The sequence below is a fragment of the Bradyrhizobium sp. SZCCHNR1051 genome, from assembly GCF_032489615.1.
Lineage (GTDB): Bacteria > Pseudomonadota > Alphaproteobacteria > Rhizobiales > Xanthobacteraceae > Bradyrhizobium.
In genome coordinates, this window is the sequence record NZ_JAUEYJ010000004.1 from 35071 (window position 1) to 54468 (window position 19398).

General features: G+C 64.4%; 28 protein-coding genes. 8 read left to right on the forward strand and 20 right to left on the reverse strand.

The window, feature by feature from the left end:
• Positions 1–31: 31 nt before the first annotated feature.
• Positions 32–2377 carry an ABC transporter substrate-binding protein gene (locus QW868_RS05435; protein ID WP_316230092.1) on the forward strand — a complete coding sequence of 782 codons (2346 nt, stop codon included), beginning with the start codon at positions 32–34 and terminating at the stop codon, positions 2375–2377.
• A 13-nt stretch (positions 2378–2390) separates the two neighbouring features.
• On the opposite strand, the gene modD is transcribed toward QW868_RS05435, so the two are convergent.
• Positions 2391–3266 carry a ModD protein gene (gene modD, locus QW868_RS05440; RefSeq protein WP_316230093.1) on the reverse strand — a complete coding sequence of 292 codons (876 nt, stop codon included), beginning with the start codon at positions 3264–3266 and terminating at the stop codon, positions 2391–2393.
• A gap of 73 nt (positions 3267–3339) precedes the next feature.
• On the opposite strand from modD, the gene QW868_RS05445 reads away from it, so the two are divergent.
• Entirely contained in the window at positions 3340–3903 is a 564-nt protein-coding gene (locus QW868_RS05445) for a DUF2478 domain-containing protein (RefSeq protein WP_315756197.1), read from the forward strand.
• 27 nt (positions 3904–3930) lie between these two features.
• Here QW868_RS05445 and QW868_RS05450 read toward each other — a convergent pair whose 3' ends face one another.
• The 11 genes from QW868_RS05450 to nifH form a co-directional block, all read right to left on the reverse strand.
• On the reverse strand, positions 3931–4137 hold the full coding sequence (locus tag QW868_RS05450) for a molybdopterin-binding protein (RefSeq protein ID WP_315741026.1): 207 nt from the start codon (positions 4135–4137) through the stop codon (positions 3931–3933).
• A 169-nt stretch (positions 4138–4306) separates the two neighbouring features.
• Entirely contained in the window at positions 4307–4603 is a 297-nt protein-coding gene (locus QW868_RS05455) for a ferredoxin family protein (protein WP_172112536.1), read from the reverse strand.
• Positions 4604–4644: 41 nt separating this feature from the next.
• Positions 4645–5952: an FAD-dependent monooxygenase gene (locus tag QW868_RS05460; RefSeq protein ID WP_315740993.1), complete on the reverse strand. Its 1308-nt coding sequence runs from the start codon at positions 5950–5952 to the stop codon at positions 4645–4647.
• A gap of 22 nt (positions 5953–5974) precedes the next feature.
• Entirely contained in the window at positions 5975–7081 is a 1107-nt protein-coding gene (locus QW868_RS05465) for an electron transfer flavoprotein subunit alpha/FixB family protein (RefSeq protein ID WP_315756198.1), read from the reverse strand.
• Positions 7082–7117: 36 nt separating this feature from the next.
• The gene (locus tag QW868_RS05470) at positions 7118–7963 is read right to left on the reverse strand and encodes an electron transfer flavoprotein subunit beta/FixA family protein (RefSeq protein WP_315740991.1); all 846 of its coding nucleotides are present in this window, start codon (positions 7961–7963) and stop codon (positions 7118–7120) included.
• 260 nt (positions 7964–8223) lie between these two features.
• Positions 8224–8562 carry a nitrogenase stabilizing/protective protein NifW gene (nifW, locus tag QW868_RS05475; protein WP_315740990.1) on the reverse strand — a complete coding sequence of 113 codons (339 nt, stop codon included), beginning with the start codon at positions 8560–8562 and terminating at the stop codon, positions 8224–8226.
• A complete protein-coding gene (cysE, locus tag QW868_RS05480) occupies positions 8559–9350 on the reverse strand; it encodes a serine O-acetyltransferase (RefSeq protein ID WP_316182346.1) in 792 nt (263 codons plus the stop codon). Before cysE ends, nifW begins: the two co-directional genes overlap by 4 nt.
• Before the next feature lie 2 nt (positions 9351–9352).
• Positions 9353–10492, reverse strand: a complete 1140-nt coding sequence (gene nifV, locus QW868_RS05485; RefSeq protein WP_315740988.1) for a homocitrate synthase — start codon at positions 10490–10492, stop codon at positions 9353–9355.
• Between the two features lie 316 nt (positions 10493–10808).
• Positions 10809–11303, reverse strand: a complete 495-nt coding sequence (gene irr, locus QW868_RS05490) for a Fur family transcriptional regulator Irr (protein WP_315756201.1) — start codon at positions 11301–11303, stop codon at positions 10809–10811.
• Positions 11304–11320: 17 nt separating this feature from the next.
• Positions 11321–12055 (reverse strand): nitrogen fixation protein NifQ, encoded by a 735-nt coding sequence (locus QW868_RS05495; RefSeq protein WP_316230094.1) that lies wholly within the window; start codon positions 12053–12055, stop codon positions 11321–11323.
• Positions 12056–12138: 83 nt separating this feature from the next.
• A complete protein-coding gene (nifH, locus tag QW868_RS05500) occupies positions 12139–13026 on the reverse strand; it encodes a nitrogenase iron protein (protein WP_315756203.1) in 888 nt (295 codons plus the stop codon).
• Between the two features lie 417 nt (positions 13027–13443).
• Here nifH and QW868_RS05505 point away from each other — a divergent pair, with 417 nt between their 5' ends.
• A complete protein-coding gene (locus QW868_RS05505; protein WP_315741025.1) occupies positions 13444–13875 on the forward strand; it encodes a response regulator transcription factor in 432 nt (143 codons plus the stop codon).
• Positions 13769–14296: an ArsC/Spx/MgsR family protein gene (locus QW868_RS05510; protein WP_409997657.1), complete on the forward strand. Its 528-nt coding sequence runs from the start codon at positions 13769–13771 to the stop codon at positions 14294–14296. Before QW868_RS05505 ends, QW868_RS05510 begins: the two co-directional genes overlap by 107 nt.
• Positions 14297–14315: 19 nt before the next feature.
• On the opposite strand, the gene QW868_RS05515 is transcribed toward QW868_RS05510, so the two are convergent.
• The 3 genes from QW868_RS05515 to QW868_RS05525 are packed head-to-tail and all read right to left on the reverse strand — an operon-like array spanning position 14316 to position 15286.
• Positions 14316–14678, reverse strand: coding sequence for a (2Fe-2S) ferredoxin domain-containing protein (locus tag QW868_RS05515; RefSeq protein WP_315785926.1), 363 nt, complete (start codon positions 14676–14678; stop codon positions 14316–14318).
• Positions 14675–15004, reverse strand: coding sequence for a Grx4 family monothiol glutaredoxin (gene grxD / locus QW868_RS05520; RefSeq protein WP_315756206.1), 330 nt, complete (start codon positions 15002–15004; stop codon positions 14675–14677). The genes QW868_RS05515 and grxD overlap by 4 nt, the downstream gene beginning before the upstream one ends.
• Before the next feature lie 48 nt (positions 15005–15052).
• Positions 15053–15286 carry a BolA family transcriptional regulator gene (locus tag QW868_RS05525; protein WP_315740981.1) on the reverse strand — a complete coding sequence of 78 codons (234 nt, stop codon included), beginning with the start codon at positions 15284–15286 and terminating at the stop codon, positions 15053–15055.
• A gap of 271 nt (positions 15287–15557) precedes the next feature.
• Between QW868_RS05525 and QW868_RS05530 the strand changes: the two genes are divergently transcribed.
• The 4 genes from QW868_RS05530 (at position 15558) to QW868_RS05545 (ending at position 17569) form a co-directional block, all read left to right on the forward strand.
• Positions 15558–16049, forward strand: a complete 492-nt coding sequence (locus QW868_RS05530; protein WP_315740980.1) for a hypothetical protein — start codon at positions 15558–15560, stop codon at positions 16047–16049.
• 92 nt (positions 16050–16141) lie between these two features.
• Positions 16142–16504, forward strand: a complete 363-nt coding sequence (locus QW868_RS05535) for an iron-sulfur cluster assembly protein (protein ID WP_315796622.1) — start codon at positions 16142–16144, stop codon at positions 16502–16504.
• A gap of 37 nt (positions 16505–16541) precedes the next feature.
• A complete protein-coding gene (locus tag QW868_RS05540; protein WP_315796485.1) occupies positions 16542–17300 on the forward strand; it encodes a dienelactone hydrolase family protein in 759 nt (252 codons plus the stop codon).
• Positions 17301–17326: 26 nt separating this feature from the next.
• A complete protein-coding gene (locus QW868_RS05545; protein WP_315752858.1) occupies positions 17327–17569 on the forward strand; it encodes a hypothetical protein in 243 nt (80 codons plus the stop codon).
• Between the two features lie 253 nt (positions 17570–17822).
• Here the strand turns inward: QW868_RS05545 and QW868_RS05550 are convergent, their stop codons facing one another.
• Genes QW868_RS05550 through QW868_RS05570 form a run of 5 tightly spaced genes read right to left on the reverse strand, consistent with a single transcriptional unit; the run spans position 17823 to position 19364 of the window.
• Positions 17823–18281, reverse strand: a complete 459-nt coding sequence (locus QW868_RS05550; RefSeq protein ID WP_315796484.1) for a group II truncated hemoglobin — start codon at positions 18279–18281, stop codon at positions 17823–17825.
• A gap of 16 nt (positions 18282–18297) precedes the next feature.
• Positions 18298–18465: a hypothetical protein gene (locus QW868_RS05555; protein WP_315796482.1), complete on the reverse strand. Its 168-nt coding sequence runs from the start codon at positions 18463–18465 to the stop codon at positions 18298–18300.
• A gap of 12 nt (positions 18466–18477) precedes the next feature.
• Positions 18478–18792 carry a DUF6156 family protein gene (locus QW868_RS05560; RefSeq protein ID WP_315796480.1) on the reverse strand — a complete coding sequence of 105 codons (315 nt, stop codon included), beginning with the start codon at positions 18790–18792 and terminating at the stop codon, positions 18478–18480.
• A 38-nt stretch (positions 18793–18830) separates the two neighbouring features.
• A complete protein-coding gene (locus QW868_RS05565; RefSeq protein WP_284423618.1) occupies positions 18831–19043 on the reverse strand; it encodes a hypothetical protein in 213 nt (70 codons plus the stop codon).
• A 12-nt stretch (positions 19044–19055) separates the two neighbouring features.
• Positions 19056–19364 (reverse strand): 2Fe-2S iron-sulfur cluster-binding protein, encoded by a 309-nt coding sequence (locus tag QW868_RS05570; protein ID WP_315740974.1) that lies wholly within the window; start codon positions 19362–19364, stop codon positions 19056–19058.
• Positions 19365–19398: the final 34 nt, after the last annotated feature.

Sequence of the window (19398 nt, forward strand, 5' to 3'; positions counted from 1 at the left end):
GCCTGAGAACCAAATATCGATGGGAGGACTGATGATGCACGGCATCCATGCTGCAGTTCGCGCCTGCTTGGCCGCCAGATGGAGCCGACGTCGCAGACCACGGGATGCAAAGAACAGCCCCCCTCGAGCAGCCGCATGCCTCGCGCTGGCTCTGTCCGCTCCGCTGGCGCTGACCGGACATCAGGCGGTCGCCGCGGACAACGAGATCCGCATCGGCAACACCATGCCCTACAGCGGCCCGGCTCTCGCCTATGGCGTCATCGGCAAGACGATCGCGGCCTACTTCAACAAGATCAATGCCGAGGGCGGCATCAACGGCCGGCGCGTCAACTTCATTTCCTACGACGACGGCTATGCGCCGCAGAAGACGGTCGAGATGACACGCAAGCTCGTCGAGGAGGACAACGTCCTCCTGATGTTCGCCAGCCTGGGCACGGCTCCCAACCTGGCGGTCCGCCCTTATCTCAACGCCAACAAAGTTCCGCAATTGTTCGTGGCATCCGGCTCCTCGCAATGGGACCAGCCCCACGACTTTCCGTGGACCATGGGCTTTCAGCCGAGCTACCAGGCCGAGGCGCACGTCTATGCCCAGTACCTGCTGGAGACCCACAGCCGCGGCAAGATCGCGCTTCTCTATCAGGACGATGATTTCGGCAAGGATTACGTCAAGGGATTGAAGGACGGCCTGGGTGGCAAGCTTCCGATCGTCGCGGAAGCCACCTACAAGGTGACGGACGCCAACGTCAATCAGCAGATCGCCACGTTGAAGGCATCCGGCGCCGACATCTTCTTCGACGTGACCACGCCCAAGTTCGCCGTGATGGCGATCCGCCGCGCAGCCGAGCTCGGCTGGCGTCCGGACCACATCATCTCGACGGTCTCGGAATCGGTCTCCGCCGTGATGCAGCCGGCCGGCCTGCAGAATGCTGAAGGCATCTTGTCCGCGGGCTATTACTACGAGGGCGAGGAGGCCGCGGCTGCAGGCGATCCATCCTACCGCGAATGGTCCACCTTCATGGACCGCTATTTGCCCGACGTACCGAGAAGCAATGGTCTTGCGACCTTCGGCTACCTCGCGGCAAACGCGATGGTCGCAGTGCTGCGGAGTTGCGGCGACGACCTGTCGCGCGACAATATCATGAAGCAGGCGGCATCCCTGAAGAGCCTCAAATTGCCGATGCTGACGCCCGGCATCACCGTCAACACCAGCACCCATGATCACGCGCCGCTGGAGCAGATGCAGATGATGCAGTTCACCGGCGGCAAGTGGCAGCGCTTCGGTCCGGTCCGGAGCGGTATCGATCCCGGCAGCGTCAGCGATTCCTTCAAGACCATCTTCCGTTACGGCACGGCGAAGCGCGATCTGGCCAACCAGCTGAATGCCAATACCGTCACGCTGATGACCGGCTCGTTCGGCAGCACCTACGCCAACATGGGCGCGGACCTCGCATCCGCGCTCGACAAGGGGACGGAGCTGCGCATCCTTCCCGTGATCGGCCGCGGCTCGGTGCAATCGGTCGCCGATATCCTGCTGCTGCGCGGCGTCGACGCCGGCATCATCCGCAAGGACACCCTGGCCTTTCTCGAGCGCAAGGACTTCGCCAACAACATCCGCGAACAACTGGTCTATGTCGCCAAGCTGTTCAACGAGGAGATGCACGTGCTGGCGCCGAGATCGATCACCAGCCTGAACGAGCTCGACGGCAAGACCATCGCCGTCGACCTGCCCGACGGCGGCACCTTCGTCACCTCGATCAACGTGTTCGAGCGCCTCGGGATCAGGCCGCATCTGCTCTATATCGAGCCGCGGCTGGCGCTGGACATGCTGCGCAAGGGCGACATCGACGCGATCATCACGGTCGAGGGCAAGCCGGTGCAATGGCTGAGCCAGGTCAGCGATCCCAATCTGCATCTCGTGCCTGTCGACTACGACAAGGCTCTGCACGACGACTATCTGCCGGCGCAATTGTCCGCCGAGGACTATCCGAACCTCGTCGGCGCCTCGGCGCCGGTGAACACGATCGCGGCCGAGGCCGTGCTGGCGTCGTTCAACTGGCCGGCCGGCAGCGACCGTCACCGCCGGCTGTCTCTGCTCGTCGAGGCCTTCTTCAGCAACATGCAGGCGCTGCAACGGCCGCCATACCACCCGAAATGGCAGGAGGTGGCGCCGCTGGCTCCGATCGCGGGCTGGACAAGATTCAAGACGGCACAGGACTGGCTCGATCGCAATACACCGCCCGCCCAGATGCTGGGGGCGAATGCACAGGCCAACGATCTGCAGGCGAGCGGCGTTTCGGCCGATCCCCGGCTGTTCCGTGAATTCATGGAATGGCGAGCCAACCGCCAGAAGCGCGCCGCTCCGCGGCACCCACAGTAGGCGGGTCGTGCGGTCAAGCCGTGGGCGAGGCAGGGCTGATCCGCACCTGCACGTCGCAGGGACGCGCGAGATAGGGCGCTGAGGTGACCAGCACGTCTGCCCCCGCCGCAGCATAGGCAGCGGCGTTCTGCGCATTCACGCCACCCGCGGCCGCAATGATCGGCCGCCGCGGCAGCGCCGCGCTGATGGCGATACGCTCCGTCAGCGCAGCGATGTCGGCAGGCGAAAATTTCTCGGCCTGGATGACGTCGAAGCCGGCCACGGCGGCGGCGACGGCCTGCTCGACCGTGGTGATCTCGATCACGAGCCGCTTCTCCGGCGCACTCCTCCGCAACCGCTCAGCGACATCGGCAAGCGGCGCATCGCCGAGAAACGCCCGGTGTTCCGGAAACACCAGCACCGTCTCCGACAGGCCGAGCCGATGCATCACCGCGCCACCCGCCTTCACCGCGGCAACGGCGAACGGCTTGGTTCCGGGGACGCTCTTGCGCGTGCAGGCGACCGCAATGCCAGGCTTGATCGCGCGCGCCGCGCCGACGATCGCAGCCGCCCCGGTGGCGACGCCGGACCAGATCTCGATGAGCGTCTGCGCCACCTTCCAGCTCCGCAACAGGCCAGCCGCCGCGCCCTCTGCACGGAGGATCGGGGCCCCCTCCTCCAGCACCGTTCCGCTGCCGGCAAACAGTTCGACATGGCAGCCCGTGAGCTCGATCAAGGCCGCTGCATCCTCGGCCAGGGCCAATACCATGCGGTCGCGCGCAGCGAAGTGCATCAGGCCCGGCTCGACGCCGATCCCGAGCGTCTCCGTCGTCAGGTCGCCATAGGGGACATCGTCGCGGAGCAGCGCTTCCAGATCATGGTGCGTAGCGGTGGTCGGCGCGCGCGACATCTGCTCTTTCTCCACAGGCTGCATTCTCTATATAAACCCTGGTCGCCGCCCGCCCCCGATCGCCAGGCCCCGTATGATCCCGCACGATCTTCCTGCTTCCGCTGAGCCCAATCAGCCCCGTCTCGCCGCCATTCTCTACGGACCGGGCGATGATGCCGATGCCTTGCTGGACGCCTTTGCCCAGGAGCTGCTGCAACGGGGCGTCCGCGTCGGCGGCATCGTTCAGCGCAATACGAGAGACGAAGTCGGCAAGAAAAGCGGAATGGACGTGATCGATCTCGCCAATGGCGACACGATCTCGATCTGTCAGGACCTCGGCACCGGATCGACCGCCTGCAAGCTCGACACTGCGGGCCTTGCCGAAGCCGGCATGGCCGTTCACCGCGCCATCGCGGCCCACGCCGACCTCATCGTGATCAACAAGTTCTCCAAGCAGGAGGCCTCGGGAAGCGGGTTGCGTGGCGAGCTGGCCGACGCAATCACGTCGGGGATTCCGGTGCTGACGGCCGTGCCGCAGAAATGCATCGACGACTGGCGGACCTTTGCGGGCGACTTCGGCACGCTGCTGCAGCCGTCACGTTCCGCGATGGAAACCTGGTGGCTCGACCTGCGCGCGCGCCACGCGTCGACCGGCTGATCGGCGCAGCGATTCGGCACCACGTTCCTATTTTCCGATCATCACATCCGACGACTTGATGACGGCGGAGACGCTGTCGCCGACGGCAAGCGCGAGCTCCTCCACCGCCTCGTTGGTGATCGCCGAGAAGACCGTGAGTCCGGGAGCGAGCTCCACCTTGACGTGGGCCGTGGTCGCGCCCTTCTCAACAGAGATGATTTTTCCCGGCAAGACGTTTCGTGCACTCAGCTTCACGTGCTGTTCCTCATCCATTGCAGCGTCGTTGCTGCAACGAGATGTAAACAGAAAGCTCGACCGAACTCAATGATCTATATCAGTCACGATATAGCATTGACGACCGGCGGCACGTTTGTCGCATTTGCGACAGCACGCCGCCCCGGGGGCGCTCTCAGGCGGCCGGACATCAGCCGAACTTGAACAGCACCCCGTAGCCACCGCGCGGATAGCTCCACTCGATATCGCCGCTGGCCTCGCCGATGACCCGGCAGGTGCCGCATTCGATGCAGCCGTCCACCGTGATCTCGACCTGGCCCTTGTCGTTGAGCTCGTAGCAACGTGCCGGGCAGGCCTTGAGAAGCGCCTTTAGCTGCGGCGTCGGCGTCGTATGCGGACGGACCTTGATATGGGCCCGGCCGGGATCGACCTGATAGCGATTGTAGAACAGCTTGTCTTCGACCCTGACTGCGACGTCCGTGCTCATGTCTGATCTCCCTCGCCTAAGCTGTTTCGTTCATTCACCAATCATCGCCACGCCCGAGCAAATCTGAAGGCGTCGCCGAACAGGCCGGTCCATGACCTTGCATTCACGAAGGAGCGCACGGTGCTGCTCTCCTTCTCCTTCTTCGGTGTCCCGTCGACGCGCACGAAGTTCTGCATCGCCTTGGAGACGAGCTGCGGATAGGTCAGGAAGAAGTTCTGCGACTGGTTGTGCAGCAGCGCCGGCATGTCCTTGTATTTCTTCAGATCCTTGATGACGAAGGAGTCCTCCAGCATCTTCTTGTAAAGTGAGAGGTTCTCCTTGGTCATCGGATCGCGGCGCGACTTGACCTGGAAGATCGCCTCAGCGGCGATGCGTCCGGAAGTCATCGCGAGATTGGAGCCCTCGCGGTGAACAGCATTGTTGAGCTGGGCGGCATCGCCGACCACGACCCAGCCATCGCCGCAGAGCTGCGGGATCGCATTATAGCCGCCCTCGGGAATCAGGTGCGCCGAGTACTCCTTGACCTCAGACCCCTCGATCAGCGGCGCCACCGACGGATGCTGCTTGAACCGCTCGAGCAGGCCGTATGGCGTCTCGCCGGTCTTCTGGAAGTCGGAGACGAGGCAGCCGATGCCGAGCGAAATGCACTCCTTGTTGGAATAGATGAAGCCCATGCCGGTCATGCCGCGGGAAATCGTGCCGACGGCCTCGATGACGGCGCCTTCGTCGCCCTTCAGGTTGAAGCGCGCCTCGATCGTCTCGCGCGGCAGGAAGTGCATCTCCTTTACAGCCAGCGCGACGTTCTCCGGCTTCGGCCGCTCACGCAGGCCGGCGCGAGTCCCGAGCAGGCCGTTGACCCCTTCCGCGAGCACGACCACGTCGGCATGGATCTCGCCATCGCGCCGGTCGGTCTTGACGCCGATCACCTTGCCATAGGCATCCTGCGCCAGCTCGGTCACGGTCGTCTCGCACAGCACGGTGGCGCCGGCTTCCTTGACCTTGGACGAGAACCATTTGTCGAACTGGGCACGGATGATCGTGTAACGGTTCGGCTTCTCCTCATTGAAGTCGTCCGACTTGTAGTGCAGGCCGACATGCGACTTGTCGTCGAGCATCCAGAAGCGCTGCTCGACCAGATGCCGCTCCAGCGGTGCTTCCTCGCGGAAGTCCGGAATCAGCTTCTCCAGCATGTCGGCGTAGAGGATCGCGCCCTGCACGTTCTTCGAGCCGGAATACTCGCCGCGCTCGAGTTGCAGCACCTTCATGCCGCGCTTGGCCATGGTCAGCGCAGCAGCATTGCCGGCCATGCCGGCCCCCACGACGATCGCGTCGAACCGTTCCTCGATCATTGCCCTGCTCCCTCTCTGGTGCCTAGCTCGCGATGCGGTCGCGCGAATGCGGCGACAGACGTGCGCGGAATGCCTCGGTGAGCGCCGGCAGCAGCCGGATCGCATCGGTGACGATGCCGACATGCGCGAAGTCGAAGATCGGCGCGTTCTTGTCGGTGTTGATGGCAACGATCAGGTCGGCGCCCTCGACACCGACCCGATGCTGGATCGCGCCGGAGATGCCTGCGGCGATGTAGAGCTTGGGCCGGATGGTCTTGCCGGTCTGGCCTATCTGCCGATCGGAGGTCACCCAACCCTTCTGCACCAGCGGCCGCGAGCAGCCGAATTCGGCGCCGAGCACCGAAGCGAGCCCCTTGACGAGCTGGAAGTTCTCCGGCGAGCCAAGCCCGAGCCCGCCGGCCACGACGATGTCGGCATAGGCAAGATTGGACTTGGCCGAATCGCGATCCGGAATGAAGGACAGCACCTTGGTGACGATATCCTCTTCCACGAGACCGAGCTTGTGCTCGATGATACGGCTCGCGGGCTTCTCGACGCGGTCCGGCATCGGCATCACGCGCGGGCGGACGGTCGCCATCTGTGGCCGATAGTTCAGCGTGTAGATCGTGCAGAGCAGCGAGCCGCCGAAGGTCGGCCGCGTTGCGGCCAGGGAGCCGTCGGCATCGACGTCGAGCTCGGTGCAGTCGGCGGTCAGACCGGTGAGCAGCGTCGTCGCAACGGAGCCTGCGAGGTCGCGGCCGAGCGTGGTGGCGCCGAGCAGCAGGATCTCAGGCTTGAAGGTGTTGACGACGTCGGTCAGCGCCTTGGTGTAGGCTTCGTTGCGATAGTCGGTGAGAACGCTGTCCGCGACGATGTAGGCGAGATCGGCGCCATAGCAGAACGACTCCGCGGCAGCGTGCTGCACGGCTTCTCCGGGAGGCCCGATCACGACGGCCGCGAGATCGACCTTCAGCTTGTCGGCAAGCTTGCGTCCGGCGCCCATCAGTTCCCAGGACACCGGGTGAACCTGCCCGCGCTCCTGCTCGATGAATACCCAGACGTGCTTGTAGGCCTTGAAATGCTCCGGCAGCTCCTTCTTGGTCGCGGCGCGACCGGCTGCGGCGGGCGGTGCTTTGGTGGGTTCGCTCATGATCGTCGTCCCTTGGTCCGTCAAAAGCCGTATGGATCAGAAGCCGTGCGCTGACGTCGTCAGTTCGGCTTCGAGCTTCGGCTGCCGCTTGAACAATTCCTCGATCAGGGCGTCGGCCGGCGCGCGACTCGAGAAGTCGACCATGGTTGCCTTCTCCGCCCGGGCCGACGGCGCGAATACCCGCTTCACGATGGTCGGCGAGCCCTTCAGGCCGCACTTCGAGATGTCCTCGACGCCGGCGTCCTTGGCGCTCCAGGTGACGATCTGCGCGCGCGCTGCACGGAGCGCATCGGCCATGGCGCCGCGGCGGATCTCGTTGGTCGCCTCCAGCATCGTCACCAGGCACGGCAGCTTGGTCTTCAGCACCTGAACACCACCCTCGGAGCGACGCTCGGCTTCGATCGTGCGCGCCACCGGATCGACCTCGCTGATCTTCGCCACATAGGTGAGTTGCAGCAGGCCCAGCCGCTTGGCGATGCCCGGGCCGACCTGCGCGGTGTCGCCGTCGATCGTCTGCTTGCCGGTGAACACGATGTCGGGCGCGCCAAAGGTCTCGCTGACCTTGCGAATGGCTGTCGCCAGCGCATAGGTGGTCGCCAGCGTATCGGCGCCGGCGAAGAAGCGATCGGTCAGCAGCACGGCGCGGTCGGCCCCGTAGGTCAGCGCTCTGCGCAGCGAGTCCTCGGCGGACGGCGGTCCCATGGTCAGCACGGTCACTTCACCGCCGAACTTGTCGCGCAGCTGCAGCGCGGCCTCGAGCGCGAACAGGTCGTAGGGGTTGATGATGGTCGGCACACCCTGGCGCATGATGGTGTTGGTCACCGGATGAACGCGGATCTGCGCGGAGTCCGGAACCTGCTTGATGCAGACGACGATATGCATGCGATCACTCCGGTGTGTAGGTCTGCGATCAGGACAGCAATTGTCGTACCAGTTTCGGCCGCAATGATTATCGGCACGGATTCAACACCTTGGCGCATGAACCTGATCTGTTGCCGAGAACTCGCCGCCAAGGCCCGACACGTCGCAAGCAACACGCGTCGGGAATGCGACAGGAGCTTGAAAGCGCACGGCTCGCCTGAAAGCGGAAACGCCGCCAGTCGTGCTGGCGGCGCTCGTAGGAGTGATCGTCAGTTCGTCCGCTACTTGAGCGTCGTCAGTGACACGAACGGCTTTGGAGCCGGTTTCGGCGGCGCCACCGCCTCCTTGAGCACCTTGAACACCCGCTGATCGAGCGGCGTGGAGACGAGGAAGTCCTGATAGGCCTGCTCCAGGAACGACTTGCAGCGAGCTGCGACATCCTCGTTGGAAACGTCCGAGAAATCCTCGCTGACGAGATACTGGCCCATTCGCCGGAGGATATGCAGCCGGCAGACGTTGAGCACCTTGGGATCGTAGTCGACACCGAGCAGCTTGAAGAACTCCTCGGCAGCGGAGGTCTTCTTCAGTTCGTCCAGAACGTTCGGCGATGCCGCAGTCATTGCTTTGCTCCTTGGCTCAAAATCGGATCAACCTCGCAGAAAGAGGTCGGCGCCGGAAGCGGCGGTCCCTGGCGCATCTTTTGCCTGATGTGAGCGAGCTGCGCTTCGAGGAATTCGATCCGGTCCAGCATCACGGAAAGTGCCTCACCGACCGGATCCGGCATCAAATGATGATCCAGGTCGATGCGTCCGACGGTTCGACGATGGGTGAACTCCGGCCGCACCACCTTGGCGGGGATGCCGACCACGGTGACATCGGGCGGCGTGCTCTGAATGACGACAGAGTTGGCACCGACGCGGGTGCGCGGTCCGATCGTGATCGGTCCGAGGATCTTGGCGCCGGCGCCGACGACGACGCCGCTTTCCAGCGTCGGATGCCGCTTGCCCGGCGACCACGACGTGCCGCCCAGGGTGACGCCGTGATAGAGCGTGACGTCGTCGCCGACCTCTGCCGTCTCGCCGATCACGACGCAGGCGCCGTGGTCGATGAAGAAACGGCGCCCGATCTCCGCGCCCGGGTGGATATCGACGTTCGACAGGAAACGTCCGAGCCACGACAACAAGCGTGCCGGAAAACGCCAGCCGCGAATCCACAGCCGATGCGCCAGGCGGTGCCAGATCAGCGCGTGAATGCCGGGATAGGTCAGCAGCGTCTCGATTTCGCTGCGCGCCGCCGGATCGCGCGAGCGGACACACGCAATGTCCTCGCGGATCAGGCGGAGCAGCGAAGGCCGGCTCGCCTCTGCGACGATCGGCTTTGCAATGGGTGTGTCGACGATGTCGCTCATGATCAGGCAAAGCTCGCCAGCGGGTGATCGCAGACTTCGCGCCAGATGGCCGCAACGGCCTCTTTCGGCACTGGCCCCTTGTGAGTGACGGCATGCCTGCGCACGCGCGCCAGGATGCGCTGGGCCTGGTCGACGCTCGCCGGCAGGCGTAGATCCGACAGCAGCGAGGTGATCGCCGACAGCCCGGAATGCTTCCCGATCACGATCCGGTTGGAGCGGCCGAACAGTCCCGGATCGAGCGCCTGATAGGTGCGCTGATCCTTCAGCAGCCCGTCGACGTGAATGCCGGATTCATGGGTGAAGACGTGCTCGCCGACAATGGCCTTGTTGAGTGGAATGGCGCGCGCCGCGGCGGCCGCCACGACATTGGCGACGTGATCGAGTTCGGCCAGCACGATGCCGGTCTCGCGCCGGTAGAGCTGCCGCAGCGCGACCGCGACCTCCTCCAGCGGAGCATTTCCGGCGCGCTCGCCGAGGCCGATCACGGTGACCGATGCATGGGTCGCGCCCGCCTTGACCGCCGCCAGCGTGTTGGCGGTGGCAAGACCGAGATCATCATGGCCGTGAAACTCGATCTCCAGGTCCGTGGTCGCTCGCAAGGCGCCGACCAGCGCTGACGTCGCGTCGGGATCGAGCACGCTCAGGGTATCGGCGACGCGGAAGCGCCGGGCGCCGAGCGACTTCGCGGTCGCGATCACCTCGGCGAGAAAGCCGACATCGGCGCGCGACGAATCCTCACCGCCGACGGCAACGGCCAGTCCGCGGCTCCGCGCATAGCCGACCACGCGCTTGACCAGCTCCAACGCGGCGCTGCGGCTGCCGCCGAGCTTGGCGGCGATCTGCACATCGGATGTCGGGACGGAGACATTCACCATCGAGACGCCCGCCGCGATCGCCGCATCGACATCCGCCTCGCGCATCCGGCACCAGCCGATGATGGTCGCCGGCAGACCGGCCTCGACGATCGCCCTGATCGCAGCGATCTCGTCGGCCCCCATCGCCGGGGTGCCGGCCTCGATCTCGGGAACGCCGGCACGGGCAAGCGCACGGGCGATCGCGACCTTCTCTCCGAGGGCGAAGGCGACGCCCGGCGCCTGCTCGCCGTCGCGGAGCGTGGTATCGTTCAGGATGACCCGGGGCATCGGGCTCCCCGAGACCGTGCCCCCGTGGGCAGAGCCGGCCTCTCGGGCATTCCTGGGCCCGCGCTGTCCGGAGACGTCTGGCATTCACTCGCTCCGCCGCAACCTGTGTGCGGCCGCCAGAAGCACGACGCTCCATCACGGCCAGCAATTCACTCAGCAACGGCCATGCCACCGCCGGACCCGAATCTAATCAATTGAATTTACTTCACTTTTTGCGCGAAAACGGATTGTCGGATTCGTAACAGGGTCGGGAATCAGACGTCGAGGTGAAGTGACTCGGTCGCCCAGCGCCAAGCCGCGGCGACCTGCGCTGCCGTCAGGCGTGGCGTCTGCGGCGCAGATGGATGACGATGTCAATCCGCTCCATGCGATAGCCCGGCAGCGGCTCCGGCAGCTGCTCGAACGCGACATGCTCGGGCACATCGACGAGCTCGCCTTCGTCCTCATAGAAGAAGTGCGGATGCACGGTCGTATTAGTGTCGAAGAACGATTTCGAGCCGTCCACGCCGATCTGCCGCAGTAGCCCGAGCTCCACGAACTGATTGAGCGTGTTGTAGATGGTGGCCTGCGAGATCTTCATGCCGGTGGCGACGGCGGCGCCATAGAGCGCATCGGCGGTGATGTGGCGGTCACCGCTGCCGAACAGAATCCGGCTCAGTTGCTGACGCTGCTGGGTGGGACGCAACCCGGCCCGACGCAGCGCATCCTCGCATCGACGCATCAGGATCTCGCCAGCTTCGCAGGTCTCTGCCTGGGGACAAGGTCCGCCGTCGGAGTTGCACGGGGATCGAAGCTGGCTGTCCATCAACATCGTCACGGTCCTCGAACTCACATCGCGGCGCCCGCCGCCTCCTGCAGCGCCACATCGCGTCGCCGCTCGGCCATCCGGCTCTCGCCGCTCTCCTCGCCGAAACAGAGCGCGAAATCGTTGCATTGGGTGCAGACCGGCGTCGTGCACATCACGAAGCCATCGTCCTCGCACAGCATGCGGTAGAAGAAGCGCTTCCAGCGCATGTTCTTGGTGTTGCGGTTCGCCAGCGGCGCGAAATGACGCGTCAGGAGCCGCGACAGCTCGGAGCGCTCGCGCAGGCCCAGGTCTTCCCAGAGATGGTTGGGCTCCATCGCGCGACGCGCCACCATGGCTGCGAGCCAGCGGCCGACCTCGCCGTCCGTGGAGCGCTGCGCGGCGAGCAGATCGCGCACCATCGCGATTTCGTCGTCGTCCGGCGCGGCCACGGCCCCGGTGATCGGCAGCCATGAGGAGTCGATCGAGGCTGCAGGAAACAGCTGCGCCAGCAGTGCGATCAGCTCGACGGTCGAAAGCCCGGCTCGCTCCGCCAGCGCGCCATGCTCCATCGCGGAAACGGCGAGGATCGATGCGATGACGTGACGGTCGAAACCGATGTCACTGTCGATCAGCGCGTCGTCGGGATCGACGCCGGTCAGCAGGCGGTAGATCTGGCGGCCGTGGTGCCGCCTGTCCTCTTCGAAGGAGCCGTTGCGCGGCGACGGTTGCAGGCCAGCGGCAACGGACTCCGAGACGCCCACGATTGCGATGGTCATAGCGTGATCCCCTGCCGCCTGCCGGCGGGACATGCGATGAGGTACCGGCCTTCCGACGGGAGGAAGGCCGGTACCAAGACTGCTTAAGCCGTTGCGGCGAGATCGGCGGCAGTCTTTCCGATTTGGCTCTCGTCGACGGCCTTCATGATGCCGTGCTCCATCAGCATGTCTTCGAGCTCGTCCATCGTGATCGGGGTCGGGATGATGCCCTTGCCGGCGTTGACGTGGATCTTCTGGGCCAGCGAGCGGTAGTGGCCGGCCTGAACCGAGTCCGGCGCATATTCCAGCACGGTCATGCGGCGCAGCTCGGCGTGCTGCACGATGTTGTCGCGCGGCACGAAGTAGATCAGCTGGGTGCCGAGCTTCTTCGCCAGCGCCTCCGCCAGCTCCAGCTCCTTGTCGGTCTGGCGCTCGTTGCAGACCAGGCCGCCCAGGCGCACGCCGCCGGAATTCGCATATTTCAGAATGCCCTTGGAGATGTTGTTGGCGGCATACATCGCCATCATCTCGCCGGACATCACGATGTAGATCTCCTGCGCCTTGTTCTCGCGGATCGGCATCGCGAAGCCACCGCACACGACGTCGCCGAGCACGTCGTAGGACACGTAGTCGATGTCCTCATAGGCGCCATTCTCTTCCAGGAAGTTGATCGAGGTGATGACGCCGCGGCCGGCGCAGCCGACGCCCGGCTCCGGACCGCCGGACTCGACGCAACGGATGTCGCGATAGCCGACCTTCATGACCTCTTCGATCTCGAGGTCCTCGACGCTGCCGGCGGCAGCGGCCAGGCTCAGGATGGTGTCCTGCGCCTTGGCGTGCAGGATCAGGCGGGTCGAATCCGCTTTCGGATCGCAGCCGACGATCAGGATCCGGTGACCCATCTCGGCCAGCGCGGCCAGGGTATTTTGCGACGTCGTCGACTTGCCGATGCCGCCTTTGCCGTAGAATGCGATTTGTCGCAGTGATGACATTCTGCTCTCCATCAACCGATTGCCTATGTCGCGCCCGCTTGCAGCAGAGCGTGACCGCGTCCTCTTTGTGTCCGAACCGGCAGACGGGTTGTTGGGAAGGAGAGCATCGCTCGTCCGAAGCGTCGGCGTGCACTCAGCCCTCAACCATTGCCTGAACGCAGTTTTGCAACCGCTGTGCCAGCACGCGCACAGCGCCAAAACGATCATGTTTCAAAGGAGATGCCGAGCAATCCGGACGCGATTGCGGGTTGTTGCAAACCCGACATCGGAATGCTTCGCAAGATGCGACGACACGCAGCCCTGTCTGAAACGACACAACGGCTGCGCCGTTTCAGCCGTGCAGGACCCGGAACGAGATTTGCTAGATCCCCTCCGCAGCCCTGCGGCACAGACGCTGACAACGTTGAGGAGGATGCAATGCAGATCGGAGTGGAAACGGCCAAGGCGGTGGACCAGCGGCGCGTGTTCGTGATCGATGACGACGAGATCACGCGCGCGGCCCTGCAGTTCATGTTGCACGATGAAATCGAGACACATGAATTGGCGACGCCAGAGGAGGCGTATGAGAAGGGTGTCGATTGGCTGGCACCGAACGTGGTGCTGCTCGGGGTTTCCTTCTTGAAGCAACGCGGCCCCGAGCTCGTCCGCGAGATCCTGGCGAAGTTCAAAGGCGTGCGGATTCTGATCGTGACCGCCAAGGCCGACGAGGCGATCGCGATCGAAGGTCTCAAGGCCGGCGCGCATGGCGCCGTGGTCAAGCCGCTCACGATCGAGTCGGTGCGCAAGAAGGTCGACACCATTCTCGGCCGCGCCGGCGGCGCGCAGCTGGTCCAGCTCGGCGGCGCCTGACGTGACGACCGTCGTCTTCTATGAGAAGCCGGGCTGCGGCACCAACGCCCGGCAGAAGCTGATGCTGGCGCGCGCCGGCCACGATGTCGTCGCCAGGAATCTCTTGACCGAGCCCTGGACCGGCGAGCGGCTGCGGGCGTATTTCGCCGGGACGCCCGTCTGGAGCTGGTTCAATCCAGCCTCGCCGCGCGTGAAATCGGGAGAGATCGAGCCAGAGACAATCGAAGCCGTCGCAGCGATCGACCTGATGCTCGAGGATCCGCTGCTAATCCGTCGGCCATTGATCGAAGCCGGCGGCCGGTGCTGCGCCGGCTTCGATCGTGAACCCGTGATCTCGCTGCTCCGGCAGGGCGACGATCTGGACGATGTCCAGGGCTGCACGCGTCCGGAGGGGTCGACACCTTGTCCGGAGCCGCGTTGAGCGGCTCCGTTCTGCAAGCTCAGCGCTTCAACACCATGACCAGGCGATCGACGCGCTTGCCCTGCTTGAAGTGGGATTCGACGATCTCGTCGATATCCTCGGGCCTGGTCGGCCGATACCAGACGCCGTCTGGATAGACCACCATCATCGGTCCCGCGCTGCAGAAGCCGAAGCAGCCGGCCGCGGTGACGCCGATGTCCGTCAGCCGCTGCGCCTCGATGGTCTTGGTCAGCCGATCCCACAGCGGCTGTACGCCGAGCGCGCCGCAGCTTCCGCGCGGATGTCCGGGCGGACGCTGCGTCAGGCAGACGAAGGCGTGGTATTTGTAGAGCTGAGGAATCTCGAATGAATCATCCGCCTCGGCAACATCAGAATCGCTCATGACGCAGGCGCCTTGATACCCTTGTCGGCGAGCAGCGTCGCGAGCTCACCGGCCTGGAACATCTCGCGCACGATGTCGCAGCCGCCGACGAATTCGCCCTTCACATAAAGCTGCGGAATGGTCGGCCAGTTGGAGAACTCCTTGATGCCCTCGCGAATGAAGGGATCGGCGAGCACGTTGACGCTCTCGTAAGCCACGTCCAGCTTGGCCAGGATCTGCGCCACCGCGGCGGAGAAGCCGCATTGCGGCGCGGCCGGCACGCCCTTCATGAACAGCACGACATCATTGCTGTCGATCAGCTTCTGAATGCGTTCGGATGTCGACATAGACTGGATCCTTTCCCTGAATGCGACCGATCAGCCGGATCGCAACGATCACTTCGGCAATGACGTCTCGAGCGCCAGCGCATGCAGCACGCCGCCCATCTGGCCCTTGAGAGCCGAATAGACCATCTGATGCTGTTGCACCCGGCTCTTTCCAACGAAAGCCTGTGAGGTGACGCGCGCCGAATAATGGTCGCCATCGCCTGCCAGATCCTCGATCAGGACGACGGCATCCGGGAACGCCTCCTTGATCAGACGCTCGATATCCGTTGCTGCCATCGCCATCGCTGCCACTCCCGCTGGATTGATGAAGGCCTCATGCAAGCTCCGAACCAGTCATTTGCGGGCGGCAATCGCCGGCTCGTCGGCATCTGACGACTTGTCCAGGCCAAACCGCCCGCGTTGCGTCGTCTTTGCTACATCAGCCACGGCGCAGCGAAGAGGCCGCGTTCAAAATCCAACATCGGCCCGTTCTTCCACCCGCCTTGTACCGACTCTGGCGCCGCTGCACCCGCTCGAAAACGGTCCGCGTCTTGCAGTGATTTGATCGAGGTCAATGCAGATGCTCGAACTCGTCAGCGAACCCGACACGATCAACTTCGGCGATCTGCCGCAAGAGATCGATGCGCTGCTGCAACAGGGCGTGGCGGCGTACCGCCGCGACCACGCGCAGGCGGATCGGCTGTTTCGCCAGGCGCTGGCGACCGCTCCGCAGCAGCTGCCGACCTACTTCTGTCTGTATAAGATTCACACCTATCAAGGCCATCTCGACGAGGCAGAGGCGGTCGCCGAGCTGGGCCTTGCGGAAGCGGCGCGCCAAGCCGGCTGGCCACGTGATTGGCGGCACTGGACGCCGCATGATCCGCTGCCGGATGGCGCCGGCCGCTTCGCGCTCTACACGCTGAAGGCACTCGCCTTCATTCATCTGCGCAAGACTGATTCCGAGGGTGCTGCCGAAATGCTCGCGGCGCTGCGGCGACTGGATCCCGCCGGCGCCGTCGGATGGCCGGTCGTCGCCGCGCTGGCCGAGGGGCTCGGTTCGGATTGAGGCAACGCCAAGCATGAGCAAAGCGAACATGACACGAATTCCAACGACCATCCCCCGGTGCGAACCAGGATCATGAGAGGAACCAACGCATGATGACGATGCACGCCCCGCTCTCTCCTTCCCCGGCACAGAACGCCGTAGCGAGCGGCTCCCGGAATGCCGCCGAGAGCGTGATTGCCGCGTTGCGGACGGTCTACGACCCGGAAATTCCGGTGAACGTCTACGATCTCGGTCTGGTCTATCGAATCGCGCACGAGGGCGGCGGCGTCGTCGAGATCGACATGACCCTGACGGCGCCTGGCTGCCCGGTCGCGAGCGAGATCGTCCGCATGGTGGAGGACGCCGTACAGGCCGTCGACGGCGTCGCGTCGGTGAAAGTCGCGCTCGTGTTCGAGCCGCCATGGGACAAGTCGCGCATGTCCGAAGAGACCGCGCTGGAGTTGGGTTTGTTGTAACGCGCGCGAGCCGCGCCAACAGGAGCAGGAGCATCACATGCCTACGGAGAGCACGATCAAGCTGACCGCCAGCGACGGCCATACCTTCCAGGCGTTTCGTGCCGATCCAGCCGATGCGCCGAAGGGGGCGATCGTCGTCCTGCCGGATGGCACCGGCGCTGCCGGCAAGCTGCGCAAGGTCGCCGATGCCTTTGCAGCCAGCGGATATGTCGTGATTGCGCCGGAGCTGTCGCCTCCTGCGGCGATCGACGCGGCAACGGAGGGCGAGCCGGCCAAGACCGTGCCGGACCCGGCAGCGCCGCTGCTCGCCGAGATCCAGTCAACGGTCGACAGCGTCAAGGAATGCGGCAAGGTGGCGGTGGTCGGCTTCGGCGCCGGGGGCGGTCTCGCCTATGACGCGGCCAACCGCGTCTCCGGCGTGGCCTGCGCAGTGAGCTACTACGCGACCGGTGTCGTCAACGCGGCCGGCGCCAAGCGCAAGATTCCGACGCTGCTCCATTTCGGCGAGGCCGACATCGTCGTGCCGTTCGCGGAGGTGACCATGTTCCGCGCCTATCATCCCGAGGTCAGCGCGTTCTCCTATCCGAATGCCGCGCATGCGTTCGACGGTGACGGCGAGACCTATGATGAATCTGCAGCTGCGCTGGCACATGACCGGACCCTGGCGTGGATCTCGCAATATGTCGTCGGGCAGCCGCCGATCACGCTGAAGAACGCCGGCGCCTATGCGCTCGCCAAGACCGACAAGAAAAAGAAGAAGAAAGCCGACGACGACATGGGACCGCTGGCCGATTGACAATCCGATGGAGTGAGAGCACCGCGATGCTGCCGACCACCATCCTGATCGACGAGCGGCCACGTTGCGTCGTGCGCCCCAACGACACCAAGGATCTCAACCGCTTCATCCGCAACGGCAAGCCTTTTCTGCTTGCCGAGGTGCCGGACGGCAGAATCACGCATCGCAATGCCAGCGAGGTCGAGATGATGCAATGGCAGAACGCCCTGGCGCTGCACCGCGCCTGGGGCGGCGACGACGAGACCTTCTTCGGCGTGCCATTGTATTAGCTCGGCCCTTCCAGAGCCGTAGGGTGGGCAAAGGCGCCACCGGCGGCAATTGCTAGGCTTGCCCGAAGCTCGCCGTGCCCACCATTCCATCGGCTATCATCGGCTGATGGAGTCGCGGTGGGCACGCTTCGCTTTGCCTACCCTACGCGCCGCGCAGTCTCCGTCATTGCGAGCGCAGCGAAGCAATCTAGCGCAACACGACGATTCTGGATTGCTTCGTCGCCTTGCTCCTCGCAATGACGCAACCGCAGGCCTATGGCCGCGCGGCGCGAGCATCGTGCGGGTTGCCGGCCTGGTTGCGCATCCAGTCGGCGAGCTTCGTCATGGCGGCGTCGACGTCGTGCCGCGCCTGGACGTCGGTCACCGTCTCCTCGAGCGCGCCGCGCATGCACAGCAGCCAGGCGTCGCGCTCGGCATTGCCGATGGCGAAGCCCATGTGACGCTGGCGCAGCCGCGGATGGCCTTTCTCGGGCGAGTACAGCTTGGGGCCGCCAAGCCATTCGGAGAGATAGCGCTTCAGGATGTGCTTGATAGGCCCGAGATTGCTGCCGTGCATGGCGCGGATGCCCTTGGCATCGGGCAAAGTATCCATTCGATGGTAGAAGGATTCGACGAGACGGTCGACCACGACGGCACCGCCGATCCGCTCATAGGGGGTCGCGACCGGCCCTGCGCCCGGAGTTCCAGTCTCTGAAGTCCCAGCGTCCGCCATCCGGCCGTTCCTGTCTCTACTCGTCCAAGCTCGGCTGCAGGATGACCTCAGCCGGGGCGCCGGGTCCCTGCTCGTCCACAAGCTCCAACGTATCGACACGCGACAATCCGCCGCCGTTGTCCATCAACACGATAGCGTCCTTCGGCATGCTGGCAAGAGCCTCGATCAGCTTGGCGACGGTCACGATCCCTCCTCCTCACGCAGCGGCCTGTCCAGCGACAGGGACGCCGTTCTCGTCGAAATTGAGCGTCACCGGATCCTCGTCGAGCATCACGATCTCGGCCCGGCTCAGCGCCCCATTGGCATGGTAGCTGTAGCGATGCGTGAGCTCGATCTCACCATAGACGATCTTTTCGAATCCGGTGAGCGCACCCGCGGCATCGAAATAGCCGCGGATGAAGGTGTTGCGGTTCGACAGCTGCTCCGGCGCGATCGCCGTGACCAGCCGCAGCGGCAGCTTGATGCCCGTATACGAGACGAAGAACCGGCAATCCCGCCCTGTATCCGTCATTACGCAGCCGCTTCAAGCATGAGTCCGCAGTGCAGCCGTCACGACACGGCTGCGGTCTTCAAGGCCTCGATCTGGTCGCGCGCCACCTTAAACACGCCGCGACCGCCGGCGAAGGTCTGATAGGCCTTCATTCCGATCGCCTCACTCAACTTGTCGAACCATTGCTGCGGCGTCAGGCCGACCGGCCGCTCGCTGATTTCAGCCACCGTGCCGTCATTGGCAAAGCGGACATGGAGCGTCACATTGTCCATCTGATCCTCCTGTTACAGACCCGAGCCAAAGCCGAGCAACTCGATCTTGACGTTCTCGGTGCCCAGGATGGTCGCCTGGCACGCGAGCCGGGATTTCGAGCCGACGCCGACGATGGTGTCGAGCTTCTCGTTCTCCAGCTTGGAGACCTTCGACACGCCCTTGCGTCCCTCCTGCAGAAAGATGTGACAGGAGCCGCACTTCGCCTGGCCCTCGCATTTGTGCTGGATGTCGACCTCGGCGCCGAGCAGCGCCGCGAGAATGGTGGTGCCCTCGCCCACCTCGATCGTCTTGCCTGATGGCATTACCGTCAATGTCGCCACTTGGATTCTCCTCTTCCAGTTTGAGATCAGAACT